The 15783-nt window shown below is 68.5% G+C and carries 11 protein-coding genes; 7 read left to right on the top strand and 4 right to left on the bottom strand.

Annotated elements, in window-relative coordinates; all coding sequences use genetic code 11:
• The first annotated feature begins 593 nt into the window (after window positions 1-593).
• Complete coding sequence (locus tag KPB06_RS27480; RefSeq protein ID WP_059583055.1) at window positions 594-2795, top strand: glycoside hydrolase family 3 C-terminal domain-containing protein; 2202 nt, start codon at window positions 594-596, stop codon at window positions 2793-2795.
• A gap of 82 nt (window positions 2796-2877) precedes the next feature.
• On the opposite strand, the gene KPB06_RS27475 is transcribed toward KPB06_RS27480, so the two are convergent.
• Window positions 2878-3000, bottom strand: coding sequence for a hypothetical protein (locus KPB06_RS27475; RefSeq protein ID WP_256940225.1), 123 nt, complete (start codon window positions 2998-3000; stop codon window positions 2878-2880).
• Window positions 3000-3578: a DUF4865 family protein gene (locus KPB06_RS27470; protein ID WP_179231772.1), complete on the bottom strand. Its 579-nt coding sequence runs from the start codon at window positions 3576-3578 to the stop codon at window positions 3000-3002. The genes KPB06_RS27475 and KPB06_RS27470 overlap by 1 nt, the downstream gene beginning before the upstream one ends.
• A 130-nt stretch (window positions 3579-3708) precedes the next feature.
• Between KPB06_RS27470 and KPB06_RS27465 the strand changes: the two genes are divergently transcribed.
• From KPB06_RS27465 to KPB06_RS27455, 3 genes are all read left to right on the top strand, one after another.
• Entirely contained in the window at window positions 3709-4566 is an 858-nt protein-coding gene (locus tag KPB06_RS27465; protein WP_059583057.1) for a LysR family transcriptional regulator, read from the top strand.
• 154 nt (window positions 4567-4720) lie between these two features.
• Entirely contained in the window at window positions 4721-5308 is a 588-nt protein-coding gene (locus KPB06_RS27460; protein ID WP_275920559.1) for an IMPACT family protein, read from the top strand.
• A 175-nt stretch (window positions 5309-5483) separates the two neighbouring features.
• Window positions 5484-5771: an H-NS histone family protein gene (locus KPB06_RS27455; protein WP_059582226.1), complete on the top strand. Its 288-nt coding sequence runs from the start codon at window positions 5484-5486 to the stop codon at window positions 5769-5771.
• Between the two features lie 55 nt (window positions 5772-5826).
• On the opposite strand, the gene ppk2 is transcribed toward KPB06_RS27455, so the two are convergent.
• Together ppk2 and ggt are read right to left on the bottom strand one after the other, a co-directional pair.
• A complete protein-coding gene (ppk2, locus tag KPB06_RS27450) occupies window positions 5827-6777 on the bottom strand; it encodes a polyphosphate kinase 2 (RefSeq protein ID WP_059582228.1) in 951 nt (316 codons plus the stop codon).
• Window positions 6778-6987: 210 nt separating this feature from the next.
• Window positions 6988-8709, bottom strand: a complete 1722-nt coding sequence (gene ggt / locus KPB06_RS27445; RefSeq protein ID WP_059582231.1) for a gamma-glutamyltransferase — start codon at window positions 8707-8709, stop codon at window positions 6988-6990.
• A 399-nt stretch (window positions 8710-9108) separates the two neighbouring features.
• On the opposite strand from ggt, the gene KPB06_RS27440 reads away from it, so the two are divergent.
• The 3 genes from KPB06_RS27440 (at window position 9109) to KPB06_RS27430 (ending at window position 15781) form a co-directional block, all read left to right on the top strand.
• Window positions 9109-9633 carry a metal-dependent hydrolase gene (locus KPB06_RS27440; protein ID WP_059582234.1) on the top strand — a complete coding sequence of 175 codons (525 nt, stop codon included), beginning with the start codon at window positions 9109-9111 and terminating at the stop codon, window positions 9631-9633.
• A 268-nt stretch (window positions 9634-9901) separates the two neighbouring features.
• Window positions 9902-14365: a DEAD/DEAH box helicase gene (locus tag KPB06_RS27435; RefSeq protein ID WP_059582237.1), complete on the top strand. Its 4464-nt coding sequence runs from the start codon at window positions 9902-9904 to the stop codon at window positions 14363-14365.
• Window positions 14366-14506: 141 nt separating this feature from the next.
• Entirely contained in the window at window positions 14507-15781 is a 1275-nt protein-coding gene (locus KPB06_RS27430) for an APC family permease (RefSeq protein ID WP_059582239.1), read from the top strand.
• The last annotated feature ends 2 nt before the right edge of the window (window positions 15782-15783 follow it).

The following is a 15783-nucleotide window of genomic DNA, read 5'->3' as shown; positions in this document are numbered from 1 at the left end:
GTCGTCCCATCGCCATGCTGACGTCTCCCGTTCCGTTGACGTCAACATGCTACGCGAAGATAGACCAGTTAACAACGGAACAGGACACTAGCACGCCGTCGGTGCTGCCCGGTTCCGCCCCGACGCGGCCGGCATCCGTCAGTGTTCCATTCGATGCTTGCGCAACCAACCGTATCGCGCGGGCACTCGCTTCCCGACCTCCCGCCCGTCGGAACGCTCGCGCGCAGGTACTTCTTACTCCGCCGCGCATGTCCCATCGGGAACGATGACCGCCTTTCCACCCCGCCGCGCGCCCCTACGAAATAAAGATCACACGTATCGGTAGAAACACCGATGCTGTAGTCAAACTACATTCATACCATTAGCCGCAGCAGAGAACCGCTACATCCGATTCGACAGTGCCGGGCGGTCCGCGTCGCCGTCCGTCTGGTTCGATCGGGGCCCAACCGGCCGTAACGATTCCCCGCCCGGCCTGGCATGCCGACGCGCATCCACCCTGCTTCGCCAGCCGAATGCGTCCGGTGCGAATCCACCGGACGTACGCAGCTCCAGACATCATCCGAACAACCGGCAATACGATCATGGAGAACAACATGCGGGACACCCTCTGGCCGGCCGTCGTGCTGGCAGCGACCCTCTGCACCACCGCCTACGCCGGCGACGCCGATTTCAATGCGCAGGGCGACGCGATCGACACGTTCGCATCGGCCGCCGCGCAACGGCGCGCCGACCTGCTCGTGCGCAAGATGACGCTCGACGAGAAACTCCAGTTCATTCATTCGCAATACGAAATGTCCAAGGTGCCGGGCGGCGGCGCCGGCTACATCCAGGGCGTGCCGCGGCTCGGCATTCCCGATCTCAACATGGTCGATTCGGCGACCGGCTCCGGCAGCACGTCGCAGGCCAGCACGACGTTCCCGGCCACGATCGCGGTCGCCGCGAGCTGGGATCGACGGCTGTCGTACGACTACGGCAAGCAGGTCGCGATCCAGTTGCGTGCGCAAGGATTCGGCATGGGCCTCGCCGGCGGCACCAATCTCGCGCGCGAGCCGCGCGGCGGCCGCCTGTTCGAGTATCTCGGCGAGGATCCGCTGCTCGCCGGCGACCTGCTCGCCGAACGCACGCTTGCCACGCAGCGGCAGAAAGTCATCGCCACGATCAAGCACTACGCGGGCAACGAGCAGGAGCACGGCCGGATGGGCGGCAATACGCAGATCGACGAACGCACGCTGCGCGAGCTGTACCTGCTGCCGTTCGAGATCGCCGCGAAGCGCGGCCGGCCCGGCAGCGTGATGTGCAGCTACAACCGCCTGAACGGCACCTATGCGTGCGAGAACCCGCACCTGCTGAACGACGTGCTGAAGAACGAATGGGGCTTCCAGGGCCAGGTGCAGTCCGACTGGGGCGCCACGCACAGCACCGCCGCCGCGATCAATGCCGGGCTGGACGAGGAAGAAGACGTCGGGCCGAGCGTGTACCTGACGCCGGCGGCCGTCAAGCAGGCGATCGCGAACGGCTCGGTGTCGACCGCGCGCCTCGACGACATGGTGCGCCGCAAGCTCGCCGTGATGATCCGCGTCGGCGTGATGGACGATCCGGCCCAGGGCGGCGGCACGATCGATTTCGCGGCCGGGAACCGGTTCGCGCAGGCGGCGGCCGAGCAATCGATCGTTCTGCTGAAGAACGACGGCAACCAGTTGCCGCTCGTCGCGTCGGCGCTGTCGCGTATCGCCGTGATCGGCGGCCATGCGGATGCGGCCGTGCTGTCCGGCGGCGGCTCGGGCAATACGCGCGATCCGGTATCGGGTTCGTTCGCCGGTTGCGGCGGCCTGACGTTCGGGTCGTCGACCGGGTGCAGCTGGTGGCGCAATCCGTGGCTCAAGGTCGACGTGCCGATCGTCGCGGCGATTCGCGCGCTGGCGCCGGCCGCACAGGTCACGTATGCGGGCAACAGCGACCAGCAGTCGCCGTTCCGCGCGTACACGCAGCAGGAAATCGATCAGGCCGCGGCGCTCGCGGGCCGCTCGGATGTCGCGATCGTCGTGGTCGCGCAGCCGGCCGGCGAGGATTTCGGCGAGCTGCAGAGCCTGAGCCTCGCGAACCCGTCGAACCAGGATGCGCTCGTCGAAGCCGTCGCGCGCGCGAATCCGCATACGATCGTCGTCGTCCAGAGCGGCAACCCGGTGCTGATGCCGTGGAAGGACAACGTGTCGGCCATCGTCGAGGCGTGGTATCCGGGCGAGGCCGGCGGCAAGGCGATCGCGAACGTGCTGTTCGGTGCGGTCAATCCGTCCGGCAAGCTGCCCGTGACATTCCCGGCGCGCGATCAGGATTCGCCGACGTGGGGGCAAAACGGCGCGTTCGAGACCGACCCGGTGTACGCGGAAAAGCTGAACATGGGCTACCGCTGGTATGACGCGCGCAACATCAAGCCGATGTTCGAGTTCGGCTACGGCCTGTCGTATACGCACTTCACGTATTCGGGCCTGTCGGTGTCGAAGCAATGGGACGGCTCGCTGAGCGTCGCGTTTACCGTGCGCAACGACGGGCGCGTCGCCGGCGCCGAAATACCGCAGGTCTATCTCGGCGTGCCGTACAAGGACGAGCCGCCGAAGCGGCTGGTCGGCTGGGACAAGATCCGGCTGAATCCGGGCGAGGCCCGGCGCGTGCGCGTGACCGTGTCGCCGCGGATGCAGAGCGTGTGGGATACGTCGCGCAACGGCTGGCGGGTCGTCCCGGGCGGAACCGTGTATGTCGGCGCGTCGTCGCGCGATATCCGCTTGCAGAGCCATTGAACGAGCGACGATGAAGCGACCGGGGGCGCCGTGCATCATGCGTGCGGCGCTCCCGCGCAACCCCTCGGCGCGCTGAAGCGCCTTACCTGACCAGCAGCGCCAGCACCGTCGCAAGCGCCGCAATCGCGGCGATGCCTGCCACCACACCCGCCAGATGCGCGGCAATCACCACGCCGGTCGGCAATCGCGACGCGATGCCGGCCATCACGCGCCGCCCGCTTCCAGCGTGTCGAGCAACGGCGTCGCCAGATGCAGGACCTGGTACACCGTGCCCGCGCCGCCGTCGTCCGGCTCATGTTCCGTCACGAGCGCACGCGTGAGCCGCCAGCACAGCGGATCGAGACTGACGGCCGCCGCGACCACACCCTGCCGAGCCGCCGCTTCGCGATTGCGTGCGATCTCCCGCGCCAATGCCGCATCGAGATCGGCGTCCGCCGGAATCTCGATGGTTTCGAGACGCGCGAAACGTCCCGCCGACGCACTGCCCTTGCGTGCATCGAGCGCAACCCGCGTATCGATCGGCGCGCGGCCGAAGCTGTCCGTCACGACCCGATAGCGGCCGTCCGTCACGAACCGCGCGAACGCCTGTTCGTTGCGCCACAGATAAAACGATGCGTAGCCGTTTTCCGTCGCGCCGTGGCGGCCGGCCTCGCGCAGCAGGAAGCCCTTGAACAGCAGGTCCGGCGTGTCGTCCCACAGCCTGCCGCGCTCGCGCACGCGATGGCGGATGATGTCGAGGTCGTAATCCGCCGGCAGGCGGTGCACGTAGTACGCGGTCAGCATGATCGACTCCTGGCGAAAGAAACGGACGGTATTCCGGACGACATGGAGCCAGCGTAAAAGACCTTGAATCATTTAAAAAGTAGATGGCAGAATATTTCAATGATTCGATTCTGAAATGAAGAAGGGTGCGATGAAAACGCTCGACATCGAAGCCGTGCAGGCATTTGTGCTGACCGCCGACCTCAGGAGCTTCACGCGGGCCGCGCAAGCGCTGGACACGACGCAGTCGGCGGTGAGCCTGAAGATCAAGCGGCTGGAAGACGGGCTGGGCCGCCGCCTGCTGGAACGCACGCCGCGGCAGGTTCGCCTGTCGGCCGACGGCACCGCGTTCCTGGAACCGGCGCGCGAACTGGTGGCCGCTCACCATGGTGCGATCAGCGCGTTCGGCACGAGCCAGCGACGGCTCGTGATCGGCGTCAGCCACCATGTCGTCGGCGCCGATCTCCCGATGCTGCTGCGGCGGATGAGCGAAGCGGAGCCGGCGCTCGTGCTGGAGATTCGCGTCGCCACGTCGCGTGACGTGCTCGATGCGTTCGATCGCGGCCAGCTCGATGCGGCCGTCGCATTGCAGCACGACAGCCGGCGGCTCGACGGCGAAACGATCCTGTCGGAGTCGTTCGGCTGGATGGCGGCGGCCGATTTCGAGTACCATCCGCCGCAACCGCTGCGGCTCGCCACGCAGGCCGAACCGTGCAGCGTGCGCCGCATGGCGGTCGGCGCACTGGACGAAGCCGGCGTCGCGTGGACGGAAGTCTTTGTCGGCGGCGGCGTGGCGACGATCGGCGCGGCGGTGTCCGCGGGCCTGGCCGTCGCGGCGCTCGGGCATCGCGTCGCGCCCGCCGGCACCGTCGACGTGGGGATGCGCTACGGGCTCCCGCCGTTGCCGACGCGCGACGTGGTGCTCTACTCGAGCCTGACCGATGCGCGTGCCCGGCAGGCGCTGCGCACGCTGGCCGCGGCGCTGCGCTCGTCGATCGGCGTACGTTGATGCCGCGCGTCACCGAAATGCTTCGGCGCGCGCCACGGTAAAATTCCGTCTTCGCCCTCCGCTCATGCAGACGATATCCGTCCGCAGGCCAACGCCAAACGCATCGACCAGCCATCATCGCCTTGATTTCCCTACACTTTCCGCGTCGCGACGCATGAGTTACTCGCTCGCCACCTCTTACGTCCGCGAACTCGAAATCCGCAAGAGCCGTTTCATCGCGCACGCGGTTCCCGTCGACGACCGCGATGCCGCGATGCAGGTACTGCAACGCCTGCGCGACGAGCATCCGGCGGCCACCCACGTGTGCTGGGCGCTGCTGGCCGGCGGCCAGTCGGGCATGTCGGACGACGGCGAGCCGTCCGGCACGGCGGGCCGGCCGATCCTCGAAGTGCTGCGCCATCACGATCTCGACGGCGTGCTCGGCGCGGTCGTGCGTTACTACGGCGGCGTGAAACTCGGCGCGGGCGGGCTGGTGCGTGCGTACACCGATGCGATCGCATCGGCGCTGCTCGATGCCGAACGCGTCGAGCGCATTCGCCACACGCGGCTCGCGATCGAGATCGGCTACCCGGAAGAGGCGCGCGTGCGCCGCTGGATCGAACAGGCCGGCTACGATCTGGTGGACAGCGCTTACGGGATGACGGTGAAGCTCGTGATCAAGCTGCCGGAAACGGCCGAGGCGGCAGCAAAATCCGAACTGTTCGACCTGACGCAAGGACGCTCGGGCTTCCCCGCACTGTAAGGCGGACAGATTCCCGTGAAAAATCGGATACGTCCGATAGAAAACCCGCGCGCTGAAACTTAATCTTCCGGTGTTGCCCGCCATGCGTTCTGCCAACGTCTGGTCGGGCGTGCAGACATGCGGCACATCGCACCTCTGCCAATCATCAGAATTCAGCTACGGGGATATCGGACGCATGCAACTGCAAAAACTGCAGGCCCAGCTCGCGGAACTGGATCGGCGCATCCGGGCCGCGCGCCGCCGCGAACGCCAAGCGGCACTGATGCAGGTACGCCAGATCGTGACGGATCATGCGCTGACCGCGCGGGAGGTCTTCGGGCAGGGTTACAGCGGTCGCGCGAAGCTGTTCACCATCGGCGCGAAATATCGCGATCCGGCGACGGGCGCCACCTGGAGCGGACGCGGTCGCACGCCCGCCTGGATCGCCGGCCGCGACCGCGCCGCGTTCCTGATCCGGGAGTAACGCGCGCCGCGCGGCACGGCGCGCCTCCGTGGCCGATCCAGCCGCCCCGAACCGCTCAATAGACGTCCGGCACGATCATGTGGTCCGGCACCGGCCGGCGGATGTAATCCTCGTGATGCTCGCGCTGCGGCAGATCGATCGTCGGGCGCGGCACCTCGTGATACGGCACCTGGCCGAGCAGATGGTGAATGCAATTCAGCCGCGCGCGCTTCTTGTCGACGGCCTGCACGACCCACCACGGCGCCTCCGGAATATGCGTGCGCTGCAGCATCTCTTCCTTCGCGGCCGTATAAGCCTCCCAGCGGCGGCGGCTTTCGAGATCCATCGGGCTCAGCTTCCACTGCTTCAGCGGATCCTCGATCCGGCTCTGGAAGCGCATCTCCTGTTCGCGATCGGTGATCGAGAACCAGTACTTGACGATCTGGATCCCGCTGCGCACGAGCATCTTCTCGAACTCCGGCACCGACCGGAAAAATTCCTCGTACTCGTCGTCGGTGCAGAAATTCATCACGCGCTCGACGCCCGCGCGGTTGTACCAGCTGCGGTCGAACAGCACGATCTCGCCGCCTGCCGGCAGATGCGCAACATAGCGCTGGAAGTACCATTGCGTGCGCTCGCGGTTGTTCGGCGCCGGCAGCGCGGCGACGCGGCACACGCGCGGGTTCAGGCGCTGCGTGATGCGCTTGATCGCACCGCCCTTGCCGGCCGCGTCACGCCCCTCGAAAATCACGACGAGCCGGTGCCCGGTTTCCACGACCCAGTCCTGCAGTTTCACGAGCTCGCCTTGCAAGCGGAACAGCTCGCGGAAATATTCCTTGCGCGCTTCGCGACGCTCGGGCGAGAACAACAGGTCTTCACCGTTGTCGAAGCGGCGATCGTCGAGCTCCATCTCGAGCTCTTCGTCGTACGCGTCGACGAGATCCTCTTCGAAACGGCGCTGGCGCGCTTCCATCGAGTTCGTATCGGCGCGGTTGTCCTCGGTCTCGCGGGTATCCTTGTCGCCCATGGGGCCTCCTTCCATCGTTGACGCAGCCAAACTCGGCCATTATCCCAGCGTCGCGCGTCAAATTCATGAAAATGGGGGCAACCGCGGATCGCGGGCTTCATCCGAACGACCGGCCAAAAAAATCGGCAGCCGGGTCGACACACCGGCTGCCGAACGGCGTACGCGGCCGCTTTCGCCGACGCGCACGCATCGCTTCACGTCAACGTCACCTCAACGAATGATCCGCGTCACGCCCCGCCCGCGCGGATCGGCCATCGCTTCCGGCGTCTTGCCGTCGATCTTGATGACCTGGATGTCGCCGCTGAAATCCTGCCCCTTCAGCGTATAGCCGCGCGCCTCGATCTGCTTCGCGAGTTCGCCTTCGATCGGGTGGTACGGTTCCCAGAAGATCGTGTTCGGCGGCAGCAGTTGGTGATGGAATCGCATCGCGCCGACCGCTTCCTTCAACGGCATCTTGAAGTCGTAGATGTTGTTGATCACCTGGAAGATCGACGTGAAGATGCGCGAGCCGCCCGGCGTGCCGATCACGAGCGACACCTTGCCGTCCTTCGTCATGATCGTCGGCGACATCGACGATAGCGGACGCTTCCTCGGTTCGATCGCGTTCGCGTCGCTGCCGACCACGCCGAACATGTTCGCGACGCCCGGCTTCGCGGAGAAGTCGTCCATCTCGTCGTTCAGCACGATGCCCGTGCCGTCGGCGATCACGCCCGAGCCGAAATAGCCGTTGATCGTGTACGTGTTCGACACCGCGTTGCCCCATTTGTCGACCACCGAGAAGTGCGTCGTTTCGGCCTTCTCCGGCATCGTCGTGCCGAGGCCCGGCTGCACGCTCTTGGTATCCGACGGCTCCTTCGGGTTGACTTCGGCCGCGCGCTTCGCGATGTATGCGTCGTCGGTCAACTGCGCGATCGGCACCTTGTAGAAGTCGGGATCGCCGAGATACTGCGCCCGGTCGGCGAACACGCGCTTCTCGATTTCCGCGACGAGATGGATGTACTGCGGCGAGTTGAGCTTCACGCCCTCGAAGTCCTGCTTGAGATCGGCCTTCATCTTCAGCAACTGCACGAGGCCGATGCCGCCGGAACTCGGGGGCGGCGCGGTGATCACGTCGTAGCCGTTCCACTTCGCCTGCACCGGCTGGCGCCACACCGCGCGGTACTGCGCGAGATCCTCGGTCGTGATCAGCCCGTTGCCGTCGCCGGTCTTCATCGACGCGGCGATCAGCTCGGCCGTCTTGCCCTTGTAGAAACCTTCCGCGCCGCCGTCCGCGATGCGCGTCAGCACGTCGGCGAGATCGGGCTGCTTGAAGTTCGCGCCGGCCTTCAGCCCGGAGAAGTACTTGTCGAAATTGGTCTTGCCGCCGAATTCCTTCGACGCGTCGACGCCGCGCTGCGCGAGCTGCTCATCGACGACGAAGCCGTCGCGCGCATAGTGGATCGCCGGCGCGAGCACCTGCTTCCACTTCAGCTTGCCGAAGCGCTTCTGCGCTTCCCACATGCCCGCCACCGTGCCCGGCACGCCGACCGCGCGCGGGCCGTACAGGCTCATGCCCTTGACGACGTTGCCGTCCTTGTCGAGGTACATGTCCTTCGTCGCGGCGAGCGGCGCGCGCTCGCGGTAATCGATGAAGTACGGCTTGCCGTCCTTGTAGATCGTCATGAAGCCGCCGCCGCCGATGTTGCCGGCTTCCGGGTACGTGACCGCGAGCGTGAACGCAATCGCGACGGCCGCGTCGATCGCATTGCCGCCCTCCTTGAAGATTCGCTCCGCGGCATCCGCGCTGTACTTGTCGGCCACCGCCACCGCGGAGCTCGTCAGGACCGCGGGCTGCGGCCCTTTCGCGTAGGCCGGCGCATTCGGCAGGAAGCCGATGCCGGCCACCGTCGCCAACACGGCGGCGGATGATTTGAAGCGATTCAGCGTAGTCATTGCATGTCCCCCATGTGGATCTCCTTCAGGCAGGAAAAGCACCTGATCCGTGGATGGCCGCTGGCGCGCCGACGGCCATATGCCGGCTTCGTAGTATAGGGGGACAAAAAGGGTCGAACACGTGAGGTGCGACGAAAGCGTCGCCGATTGCGTGCGCGGGGTCACGTTGCGGCGCCGCGACGCGCCCGGGCATCGTCCGAGATCGTCCGCGACGCGCGCCAGCGCGCAACGAACAAAACCGAAAGTTGCGAACCGGGCGACCGGCCCCGCAGCGGGTGCGAAAAAATCTGCGAACCGGCCGCCCGCTGCACAGTTCGATCTGCGAAGATAGCGCCCCGCTTGCGCGCCGCATCATCGTTTCGTGCACGCGCCGCTTCACGTTTCTTCGTCTCGCTCCCTATGGCATCACACAATGCGCATCACGCATCCGGCTTCGCAGCCGGCGTCGCCGCCGCCATCCTCGTCGCGCAAACCGGCGCGACCGGCCCGTGGCACTCGGGCATGCTTGCCGCGTTCGCGGCGGGCGTCGCGGGCGGCACCGCGCCCGACTGGCTCGAAGTCGCCTGGTGGACCCGCAAGCGCCGGCTGTGGATCACGCATCGCACCATCACGCACTGGGGTATCGGGTGGATTGCGCTGCTCGCGCTCGGGTGGCACGGGCTCGTCCATCATCCGCATCCGACGTGGGCCGCGCCGCTGTTCGGCTTCGCCTGCGGTGGCGTGATGCATCTGCTCGCCGACTGGCCCAATCCGCTCGGCGTACCGTGGATCTGGCGGCGCCATTCGCTGAACCTGTGGAACAGCGGACATTGCGACCTGATCGTCGTGGCCGCCGCATGGGGCGGCACGCTGTGGCTCGCGCAGTCGCTGTGGTCGCGTGCGCCGCTGGTCCAACACTGGCTCGGCTGGATGCATCGCGTCTAGGGACGGTTCGCGCTGGTAACGCACGTTCCGTGTTTCGGAAAATTCAGCCGTGGGGCTCGCCCCCAAGTTGCAATTCGACACAATTCAGCGCGCGCTCGGCGTGCCGACGGGCACGCAACTTTCCGTCCATTGAAAGCGCGGTGCAGGCCCCCATCTGCATTGGAATCGTCGGCACGCATGCCCGGCACGCCCGCGCGGCGTCTGGCACACTGACGATTCGATTCGCGTGCGATGTGTCCGCACGCTCGCACCCTATTTCAACGCTCCGATGGACGTCACAGCTCCCCACCCCGCCGCCCGCGCGCTCGACGTGTTCCACCCGGCCGTCGCCGCGTGGTTCACGCGCACGTTCGCCGCGCCGACCGGCGCGCAGGCGCTCGCGTGGCCGCACATCAAGGCCGGCCGCTCGACGCTCGTCGCCGCGCCGACCGGCTCGGGCAAGACGCTCACCGCGTTCCTGTGCGCGCTCGACGAGCTGGTGCGCGATGCGCTCGCGCACGACGGCACGCTGCCCGACGCGACGCTGGTCGTCTACGTATCGCCGCTGAAGGCGCTGTCGAACGACATCCACGTGAACCTTGACGCGCCGCTCGCCGGCATCGCCGAATCGCTCGCGCAGCTCGGCCTGCCGGTGCCGGCGATCCGCACCGCGGTACGCACCGGCGACACGACGCAGGCCGAGCGCGCCGCGCTGCGCAAGCGCGCGCCGCACATCCTCGTCACGACACCCGAATCGCTGTACGTGCTGCTGTCGTCCACGTCGGGGCGGCAGATGCTGTCGAACGTGCGCTCGGTCATCGTCGACGAAATCCATGCGCTTGCGTCGTCCAAGCGCGGCAGCCATCTCGCGCTGTCGCTCGAGCGCCTCGACGCGCTGGTCGGCCGCGCGCTGCCGCGCATCGGGCTGTCGGCCACGCAAAAGCCGATCGACGCGGTCGCGCGCTTTCTCGTCGGCGGGCCGGCCGACGCGCCGCGCGACTGCGCGATCGTCGACACCGGCCACACGCGCGAGCGCGATCTCGCGCTCGAACTGCCGAACGTGCCGCTCGAACCGGTGATGGCGACCGACGTATGGGAACAGGTGTACGACCGCATCGCCGGGCTCGCGGCCGCGCATCGCACGACGCTGGTGTTCGTCAACACGCGCCGCACGGCCGAGCGCATGGCGCGCCATCTCGCCGACCGGCTCGGCAAGGACGCGATCGCCGCGCATCACGGCAGTCTCGCGAAGGAGCACCGCTTCGACGCCGAGCAGCGCCTGAAGCGCGGCGAACTGAAGCTGCTCGTCGCGACCGCGTCGCTCGAACTCGGCATCGACATCGGCGACGTCGATCTCGTCTGCCAGGTCGGCTCGCCGCGCGGCATCGCGCCGTTCCTGCAGCGCGTCGGCCGCTCGGGGCACCATGTCGGCGGCGTGCCGAAGGGGCGGCTCTTTCCGCTGTCGCGCGACGAGCTGGTGGAATGCGCGGCGTTGCTCGACTGCGTGCGACGCGGCGAACTCGATGCGCTGCGGATTCCGGAAGCGCCGCTCGACGTGCTCGCGCAGCAGATCGTCGCCGAAGTCGCGTGCACGGAGTGGCAGGAGGACGCGCTGTATGCGAGCTTCACGCGCGCCGCGCCGTATGCGCGGCTGACGCGCGAACGCTTCGACGAAGTGATGAAGATGCTCGCCGAGGGATTCACGAGCCGTCGCGGCGTGCGCGGCGCGTACCTGCACCGCGACGTGGTCGGCGGCACGGTGCGCGGCCGCCGCAACGCGATGATGACCGCGACCACCTCCGGCGGCACGATCCCCGACATGGCCGACTACGCGGTGCTGCTCGAACCGCAGGGCATCCAGGTCGGCACCGTCAACGAGGATTTCGCGGTCGAGAGCCTGGCCGGCGACGTGTTCCAGCTCGGCAATCAGTCGTACCGGATCATTCGCGTGGAAACGGGCCGCGTGCGCGTGGAGGACGCGCACGGTCAATCGCCGGGCATTCCGTTCTGGCTCGGCGAAGGACTCGGGCGCAGTGACGAGTTGTCGGCGGCGGTCGGCCGGCTGCGCGCGCGGCTCGACGCGCTGTTCGCCGAAGGCGACCGGCAGGCCGGCGCCGCCGGGCGCAAGCGCGCGGGCGGCAACACGGTGAGCAATGCGAAAGCGGAAGCCGACGCACAAGCCTCAACCGCCACCGCGCTCGCCCCCAGCGACAGCCGCCTCGCGCCCGCATTGCGCTGGCTCGTCGACGATCTCCGGCTGTCGCCCGACGCCGCGCGCCAGATCGCCGACTACCTCGCCCGCACCCGCGCCGCGCTCGGCGCATTGCCGACGCAGGACACGCTCGTGATGGAGCGCTTCTTCGACGAATCGGGCGGCACGCAGCTCGTGATCCATTCGCCGTTCGGCAGCCGGATCAACCGTGCCTGGGGGCTCGCGCTGCGCAAGCGCTTCTGCCGCAGCTTCAACTTCGAACTGCAGGCCGCCGCGACCGACGACGCGATCATCCTGTCGCTGTCGCTCGCGCACAGCTTCGCGCTCGACGAAGTGTGGCGCTACCTGCGTTCGGCCAGCGCCGAACACGTGCTGATCCAGGCGCTGCTCGACGCGCCGATGTTCGGCGTGCGCTGGCGCTGGAACGCGACCACCGCGCTTGCGCTGCCGCGCTTCACCGGCGGCCGGCGCACCGCGCCGCAACTGCAGCGGATGAAGAGCGACGACCTGCTCGCGACGGTGTTCCCCGATCAGGTCGCGTGCCTCGAGAACATCGTCGGCGAACGCGAGATTCCGCATCACCCGCTCGTCGACCAGACGCTCGACGATTGCCTGCACGACGCGATGGACACCGACGGCTGGCTCGCGCTGCTGCGCCGGATCGAAAGCGGCGCGATCGAGCTCGTCGCGCGCGACTTGCCCGCGCCGTCGCCGCTCGCGGCCGAGATCCTGAACGCGAAGCCCTACGCGTTCCTCGACGATGCGCCGCTCGAGGAACGCCGCACGCAGGCCGTGCAGTCGCGCCGCTGGAGCGATCCCGAATCGGCCGACGATCTCGGCGCGCTCGACGCCGACGCGATCGACGCGGTGCGCGACGAAGCGTGGCCGCTCGTGCGCGACGCCGACGAAATGCACGATGCACTGCTCACCCTCGCGTGCGTGGCCGACGGCGAGGCGCACGCGCACGCGGGCTGGCCCGAGCGACTCGCGGAACTCGCGGAACGCCGCCGCGCGACGAAACTCGCGACGCCGGGCGGTGCCGCGCTGTGGGTGCCGGTCGAGCGGCTCGTCTGCCTGCGCGCGCTGCATCCCGACGCCCGCGCGACACCCACGCTCAAAGTGCCGGCCGCGTGCGCGCAGCCGTGGGAGGCCGATGCGGCGCTCGTCGACGTGATCCGCGCGCGGCTCACCGGCTTCGGGCCGCTGACGCTCGATGCGATCGCCGCGCCGCTCGGCCTGCCGCCCGCGTCGATCGCGACGGCGCTCGCGGCGCTGGAGCGCGAAGGCTACGTGATGCGCGGCCGCTTCACGCCGGGCGCGACGACCGACGAATGGTGCGAACGCCACCTGCTCGCGCGCATTCATCGCTATACGGTGAAGCGGCTGCGCCGCGAGATCGAGCCGGTCGAACGCGCCGATTTCATGCGCTTCCTGTTCCACTGGCAACATCTGGCACCCGACACGCGCGGCGCCGGCCGCGACGCGCTGGCGGCCGTGGTCGAACAGCTCGAAGGCTACGAGGCGGCGGCGAGCGCGTGGGAAGACGCGCTGCTGCCCGCGCGGCTCACCGACTACACGGCGGGCGGCCTCGACGAGCTGTGCCGCTCGGGCAAGCTGGTGTGGACGCGCATCGGCGCGCCGGCGCGCGCGGCCGGCACGCCCGTGAAGACGACGCCGATCGTGCTGCTGCCGCGCCGCCATCTCTCTGCATGGCAGGCGCTGCGCGATCCCGATGCGCAACCGACGCTGTCCGCACGCGCCACGCAAGTGCGCGATGCGCTCGCCGCGCATGGCGCGATGTTCTTCGACGCGCTGCTCGACGACTTGCACATGCTGCCCGTCGAACTCGAACAGGCGCTCGGCGAACTCGTGTCGGCCGGCCTCGTGAATGCGGACAGCTACGCGGGCCTGCGCGCGCTGCTGAAGCCGGCCGTCAAGCGCAGCGCGACTTATGCGCCGCGCACGCGGCGCGGCGGCGCACTGATCGGCGGGATGGACGACGCGGGCCGCTGGGCGCTCGTGCAGCGTCATCCGCGGCCCGACGGCGACGCGCCCGCGGCGAAACGCGGCCTCGCCACGACCGATCCCGACGCGCTCGAACATATCGTATGGACGCTGCTGCGCCGCTACGGCGTCGTGTTCTGGCGATTGCTCGAACGCGAAGCCGACTGGCTGCCGAGCTGGCGCGAACTCGTGCGCGTGCTGCAGCGCCTCGAAGCACGCGGCGAGATTCGCGGCGGACGCTTCGTCGCCGGGCTCGCGGGCGAGCAATTCGCGCTGCCCGAGGCCATCCCGATTCTGCGCGAACTGCGGCGGCAACCGGGCGACGGACAGTACATCTGCGTGACGGGCGCCGATCCGCTGAATCTCGCCGGCACGTTGTTGCCCGGCGACAAGGTACCGGCGCTGGCCGGCAATCGCGTGCTGTTCCGCGACGGCGTGCCCGTCGCATCGCTGGTATCGGGTACGTTCCACTACGCGCCCGACCTGTCGCCCGCCGCGCGCGAGGAGGCGCGCTTGCGGCTCGCGCGTTCCTGCTGACATCGGCTGACACGCACGCGGCACCCGACTACTGATCGCCGCGCCGCGCGGGCACCCTCGTTCGGGTAGCATCGAACGATCGACCGCGCGAACTTCCGCGCGTCGCCCACACAAAACAAGACCTTCCGGAGACTGCCGCTCATGCGTTCGCATGCCGATTCGCCCGCTGCCCGTCACGCGGGTTCGCTGACCATTTTCCAGGGCGCCGCGCTCTATATCGGCGCGGTGCTCGGCACCGGCGTGATCGCGCTCCCCGCGCTCGCCGCCGACGTGGCGGGGCCGGCCTCGCTGCTCGCGTGGGCCGCGCTCGTCGTGCTGTCCGGGCCGCTCGCGGCCACCTTCGCCGCACTCGGCGCGCGCTATCCCGATGCGGGCGGCGTGTCGACCTACGCGCGGCGCGCATTCGGCCCGAAGGCCGCGGCCGTCGTCGGCTGGTGCTTCTATTTTGCGGTGCCGGCCGGCGCGCCGGCCGCCGCAATGTTCGGCGGTGCCTACGTCGCCGCTGTCACGGGCGGCGGACACACGACGATCATCGTCACGGCGGCCGCGCTGATCGCCGTCGTATCGGCCGCGAACGCATTCGGCGTCACCGTGTCGGGCCGCATGCAACTCGTGTTGTCGGCGCTGCTCGTCGCGCTGCTGCTCGCCGCAGTGCTCGCATCCGCGCCGCATGCGCGCACCGCGAACCTGCATCCGTTCGCCCCGCACGGCTGGCTCGCGGTCGGCCAGGCCGCCGCGCTGCTCGTATGGAGCTTCGCCGGCTGGGAAGCGATCACGCATCTCGCGGCCGAATTCCGCCGGCCCGCGCACGACATGCCGCGTTCGGCCGGCATCGCGGTCGTGGTCGTCGGGTTCCTGTATCTGTCGGTCGCCGCCGCGAGCGTAACGGTGCTCGGGCCTTCCGCGGGCGCATCGGGCGCGCCGCTCGCCGAACTGATCGCGGGCGGCATCGGCGGCCATGCGCAGGTGCTCGCGGCGGCCGCCGCGCTGCTGCTCACACTGGGCACGATGAACGCGTATTTTGCCGGCGCGGCGAAGCTCGGCGCGGCGCTCGGACGCGACGGCGCGCTGCCTGCGTGGCTCGCACAGGGCAGCCAGGTCGGCGGCGTGCCGCGCCGCAGCCTCGGCGTGATTGCCGTGCTCGCGGCCATCGCGCTGGCCGCCACGACGCTGTCGGACGTCGGGCCGAAGCCGCTCGTGCTCGTGACGTCCGGATGTTTCGTGATGGTGTACGGGCTCGGCGCGGCGGCCGCGCTGAAGCTGCTGCCGCGCGGCGGGATCGCGTATCGCTGCGCGTGGATTTCGCTGATTGCGGTGGCCGGGCTGTTCGTGACGACCGGCTGGTATTTCCTGTGCCCGCTGCTGCTCGCGGGCGGCGCGTTGCTGTATCTGCGGATCACCCGAGCGCGTCGATGACC

The sequence above is a fragment of the Burkholderia semiarida genome, assembly GCF_029268935.1.
Lineage (GTDB): Bacteria > Pseudomonadota > Gammaproteobacteria > Burkholderiales > Burkholderiaceae > Burkholderia > Burkholderia semiarida.
Note: the sequence above shows the minus strand (reverse complement) of the source record. Positions and strands in the feature narration are given on the sequence as shown.

Coding starts and splice junctions, on each gene's coding strand:
- KPB06_RS27480 (WP_059583055.1), top strand. CDS start 594: ATGCGGGACACCCTCTGGCCGGCCGTCGTGCTGGCAGCGACCCTCTGC.
- KPB06_RS27475 (WP_256940225.1), bottom strand. CDS start 3,000: ATGGCCGGCATCGCGTCGCGATTGCCGACCGGCGTGGTGATTGCCGCG.
- KPB06_RS27470 (WP_179231772.1), bottom strand. CDS start 3,578: ATGCTGACCGCGTACTACGTGCACCGCCTGCCGGCGGATTACGACCTC.
- KPB06_RS27465 (WP_059583057.1), top strand. CDS start 3,709: ATGAAAACGCTCGACATCGAAGCCGTGCAGGCATTTGTGCTGACCGCC.
- KPB06_RS27460 (WP_275920559.1), top strand. CDS start 4,721: ATGAGTTACTCGCTCGCCACCTCTTACGTCCGCGAACTCGAAATCCGC.
- KPB06_RS27455 (WP_059582226.1), top strand. CDS start 5,484: ATGCAACTGCAAAAACTGCAGGCCCAGCTCGCGGAACTGGATCGGCGC.
- ppk2 (WP_059582228.1), bottom strand. CDS start 6,777: ATGGGCGACAAGGATACCCGCGAGACCGAGGACAACCGCGCCGATACG.
- ggt (WP_059582231.1), bottom strand. CDS start 8,709: ATGACTACGCTGAATCGCTTCAAATCATCCGCCGCCGTGTTGGCGACG.
- KPB06_RS27440 (WP_059582234.1), top strand. CDS start 9,109: ATGGCATCACACAATGCGCATCACGCATCCGGCTTCGCAGCCGGCGTC.
- KPB06_RS27435 (WP_059582237.1), top strand. CDS start 9,902: ATGGACGTCACAGCTCCCCACCCCGCCGCCCGCGCGCTCGACGTGTTC.
- KPB06_RS27430 (WP_059582239.1), top strand. CDS start 14,507: ATGCGTTCGCATGCCGATTCGCCCGCTGCCCGTCACGCGGGTTCGCTG.